Here is a 3,889-nt window from a genome sequence, read left to right on the forward strand (position 1 = left end):
CCCAAACACCTCCCCCGCCAATCTAAACGCCGAATTCGCCGCCGGCACCCCGCAATAAATCGCCGCCTGCAGCAGCACTTCCTTGATCTCTTCCCTGCTGACGCCGTTGTTGGCCGCGGCCCGCAAATGCAGCTTCAACTCCTCTTCCCGGTTCAGCGCCACCATTGCCATGATCGTCAGCAGGCTGCGCGTATGGCGCGGCAGGCCAGGACGGGTCCAGATTTCACCCCATGCATACCGCGTGATCAGGTCCTGGAATTCGCCGTTGAAATCGTTCAGCTTCGCCTGCGCGCGGTCGACATGCGCGTCGCCCAGCACCGCGCGGCGTACTTGCATCCCGTTGGCATGCCGCTCCTGGTCATCCACGGGCCGCTCCTTCGGACAGGAATTCCACCAGGGTACGGGTGAAGATATCCGCCTGTTCCCAGTTCGATAAATGCGCCGCGTCCAGCTCGACATAGCGCGCACCGGCGACCCGGTCGGCGATGAACTTGCCGTCCTGCGGCGTCGTTGCGAGGTCATGCGTGCCGGCAATCACCAGCGTCGGCGCGGTAATCAGTGCAACGCCGTCACGCTGATCCATGTCGCGCACCGCGGCGCAGTTGGCGGTATAGCCGGCGGCGGGCGTCTGCAGCAGCATCTGCCGCACCTGCTCGATCTCCTTCTCCGCCTGTTGCCGATAGCCCGACGTGAACCAGCGCTCCAAGACCGCGGGAACGATGGCGGCCATGCCTTGCGCATTCACTGTCTCGATGCGCGCATTCCAGACTTCCGCCGTGCCGATTTTCGCGCCGGTATTGCACAGCGCCAGCCGGTCGATGCGTTCCGGCTTGTTGATGCCGAGCCAGAGCCCGGTCATGCCGCCCATCGACAGCCCGCAGAAATGGGCCCGGGAAATCCCGACATGATCCATCAGGCGGATGACATCGCCACCGAGCTGCGCGATATCGTAGGGACCTACCGGCACGCCCGAATCGCCATGCCCCCGGGTGTCGTATCGCAATACGCGGAAGTCACGCCGCAGCGCGGCCATTTGCGGTTCCCACATGTCGAGCCGGGTGCCGAGGGAGTTGCACAGGATCAGCCATGGCGCGTGCTCGTCGTCCAGGCGTCCGTCGATGCGGTAATGCAAACGCACATCCTTGCTGTCGAAAAAAGGCATTTCGGGTTCTCCGTTAACGTTCGTTTCGCTGGTGATGGGTATGAAGGACGCGGTCGACGAAGGCCGCCGCCTGTCCGAGATAGTTGACAGGGTCGAGCAGGCGGTCGATCTGCCGTGGCGACAGCTCGGCGCTGATCGCCGGATCGGCCAGCAGCACGTCGCGCAGGTGGCGCCCTTCTCCGGCGGCACGATGGCAGGCCGCTTCCACCAATTGGTGCGCGGCCAGCCGGCCGATCGACGCGCCGAGTGCGAGGGTCACCGCTTCGGCCATGATCTGGCCGCCGGTCGCATCGAGGTTGGCGCGCATGCGCACCGCATCCACCGTCAGGCCTTCCGCCACCTGCCGTATCTGTTGCAGCGCGCCGGCGGTGAGCTGGACGATTTCCGGCAGCGTATCCCACTCGGCCTGCCAGCCGCCGAGAGCGCGTTCATGTTCCTGCACCATGCCGGCCAGCATGGTGGCGACCAGGCCGGGCACCCGCAGCGCGGCGGTCAGCGCCGCCGCGCTGCCGACCGGATTGCGCTTGTGCGGCATGGTGGACGATCCGCCGCGTCCATGCGCGACCGGTTCGGCGGCTTCTGCGACATCGGTCTGCATATGCAGCGAGATATCGCGTGCCATCTTGCCGAGCGTGCCGGTCAGCATGCCGAGCACGGTCGCGGTTTCCGCCATGCGGTCGCGATGGGTATGCCAGGGCGTGTCAGGCAAGGCGAGTTGCAGTTCCCCCGCCAGCGCCTGTGCCACCGGCATGCCCTGGTCGCCGAGGCTGGCGAGCGTCCCGGCGGCCCCGCCAAATTGCAGTGTAAGCACGCGCCGGCGCATGTCCGCCAGCCGGTCCTGATGGCGATGCAGTGCATCGAGCCAGCCGGCCGCCTTCAGGCCGAAGGTGATCGGCAGCGCATGCTGCATCCAGGTACGGCCCACCAGTGGCGTATTGCGGTGTGTGTGCGCCTGCGATGCAAGCGCGTTCGCCAGCCGCACCAGGTCGGCGTCGATCAGGTCGAGCGCCTTGCGCAGTTGCAGCACCAGGCCGGTATCGATCGCATCCTGGCTGGTGGCGCCCCAATGCACGAATTTTGATGCGTCCTTGTCGTCGCGTTCGACCAGCGCGGTGAGCTGCCTGACCAGCGGTATGGCGAGGTTCCCGGCCGACGCGCCCGCCTGCGCCAGCTGCGGCAGGTCAATCAGCGAGGCATTGCATTTGGCACCGATCGGCTCGACTGCCGTTTGCGGAATGACACCCGCACGGGCCTCGGCCCGCGCCAGCGCGGCCTCGAAGTCCAGCATGCCCTGCACGCAGGCGCGCGCCGAAAATATCTCCGGCATCGAGTCGCCGCAAAACATCGGCGCGGTCAGGGTGACAAGCGGCGGTGGTGGCATGGCGACTCCTTTAAAGGGCAAAACGGAAGGGACGCCGGCATGAGGTCATGCGTCGCCATCAGACATCGAAGAAAACGGTTTCGCCCTGGCCATGCCAGTCGCCCTGGATCAGGATATTCCATTCCAGCGCCCCATCCCTGCCATCGATGTGGCGGGCAATCAGCGTCCCGCGCCGCTCCGCCGGCACCAACGCCAATACCGGGTCGCCGGCGTTGGCGGGATCGTCGGGAAAATAGATGCGCGTGACCAGCCGCTTGATGAGTCCGCGCGCGAACACCGACACGACGATGTGCGGCGCCTGCGGCGTGCCGTCCGGGCCGGGTACGCTACCGGGCTTCACCGTCATGAAGCTGAATTGCCCGTTCTCGTCGGTGGGGATGCGCCCGAAGCCGGTGAAGTTCGGTTCCAGCGGCAACGGGCGGGCATCCTCCGGATGGGCGTACCTGCCATGCGCGTTGGCTTGCCAGATCTCGATCACGCCATCCGATACCGGCTTGCCGTCGCCGTCGTACAGGCGTCCGGCGATGCCGATCCGTTCGCCGGTGACGCCGTCGGCGGCGAGGTTGTCGTTGTTCAGGCCATCCATCCCGATATGCAGGAAGGGCCCGACGGTTTGCGATGCGGTCATGTGCAGGCGCATGTCATGTCTCCATCGGTGTCGCATCGCGTCCGCGCAACACGATATCGAAGCGGTAGCCGAGCGCGACCTCCGGCACCGTGTGTTCCCAATCGAATGCCGACACCAGCCGGTTGCGCGATTGTTCGTCGGCGGTGGCATTGAAGATCGGATCGAAGGGCAGCAGCGGATCGCCGGGAAAATACATCTGCGTCACCAGCCGGGTGGCGAATGCATCGCCGAACAGCGAGAAGTGAATATGCGCCGGCCGCCATGCGTTGTGGTGGTTGCGCCAGGGATAGGCGCCCGGCTTGATGGTGATGAAGCGGTAATACCCGTCCTTGTCGGTCATCGCCCGTCCGCCGCCGCCAAAGTTCGGATCGAGCGGCGCGTCGTGAAGATCGTTCTTGTGGGTGTAGCGGCCGGCGGCATTGGCCTGCCAGATTTCCAGCAAAGTGTTGCGCACCGGCCTGCCGTCCTCGTCCAGCACACGGCCGCAGACGACGATGCGCTCACCGAGCGGCTCGCCGGCATGCTGTTTCGTCAGGTCGCTGTCGGTCGGCCGGACGATGTCATGGCCGAAAACCGGGCCGGTGATTTCGGACAAGGTTTGCGGCAGCAGGATCAGCGGCCTGGATGGCGAGCGCTTGTGGGTCGACACGTAGGTGTCGCAGCGGTAATCGGGCTGGGTGCCGGCCGCGGGACGGCGGTATTGGGGGATGGTGGGCAT

Annotated in this window: 5 protein-coding genes; all 5 read right to left on the minus strand. The window is 65.7% G+C overall.

Features of this window, described 5'->3' with window-relative positions; all coding sequences use genetic code 11:
- A partial coding sequence (gene pcaC / locus V7080_RS24655; RefSeq protein ID WP_334191017.1) for a 4-carboxymuconolactone decarboxylase occupies window positions 1–366 on the minus strand: 366 nt, incomplete at its 3' end.
- On the minus strand, window positions 359–1,162 hold the full coding sequence (pcaD, locus tag V7080_RS24660) for a 3-oxoadipate enol-lactonase (protein ID WP_334191018.1): 804 nt from the start codon (window positions 1,160–1,162) through the stop codon (window positions 359–361). The genes pcaC and pcaD, both read right to left, overlap by 8 nt.
- 13 nt (window positions 1,163–1,175) lie before the next feature.
- The gene (locus V7080_RS24665) at window positions 1,176–2,543 is read right to left on the minus strand and encodes a 3-carboxy-cis,cis-muconate cycloisomerase (RefSeq protein ID WP_334191019.1); all 1,368 of its coding nucleotides are present in this window, start codon (window positions 2,541–2,543) and stop codon (window positions 1,176–1,178) included.
- A gap of 58 nt (window positions 2,544–2,601) precedes the next feature.
- A complete protein-coding gene (gene pcaG, locus V7080_RS24670) occupies window positions 2,602–3,183 on the minus strand; it encodes a protocatechuate 3,4-dioxygenase subunit alpha (RefSeq protein ID WP_334191020.1) in 582 nt (193 codons plus the stop codon).
- 1 nt (window position 3,184) lies between these two features.
- Entirely contained in the window at window positions 3,185–3,889 is a 705-nt protein-coding gene (gene pcaH / locus V7080_RS24675; RefSeq protein WP_334191021.1) for a protocatechuate 3,4-dioxygenase subunit beta, read from the minus strand.

The sequence above is a fragment of the Noviherbaspirillum sp. genome (assembly GCF_036846085.1).
In the GTDB taxonomy this organism is placed as follows: Bacteria; Pseudomonadota; Gammaproteobacteria; order Burkholderiales; family Burkholderiaceae_D; genus Noviherbaspirillum.

Excerpts from the sequence above, each read along its gene's own strand:
- V7080_RS24665 (WP_334191019.1), bottom strand. The coding sequence starts at position 2,543 with ATGCCACCACCGCCGCTTGTCACCCTGACCGCGCCGATGTTTTGCGGC.
- pcaD (WP_334191018.1), bottom strand. The coding sequence starts at position 1,162 with ATGCCTTTTTTCGACAGCAAGGATGTGCGTTTGCATTACCGCATCGAC.
- pcaH (WP_334191021.1), bottom strand. The coding sequence starts at position 3,889 with ATGCCCACCATCCCCCAATACCGCCGTCCCGCGGCCGGCACCCAGCCC.
- pcaG (WP_334191020.1), bottom strand. The coding sequence starts at position 3,183 with ATGCGCCTGCACATGACCGCATCGCAAACCGTCGGGCCCTTCCTGCAT.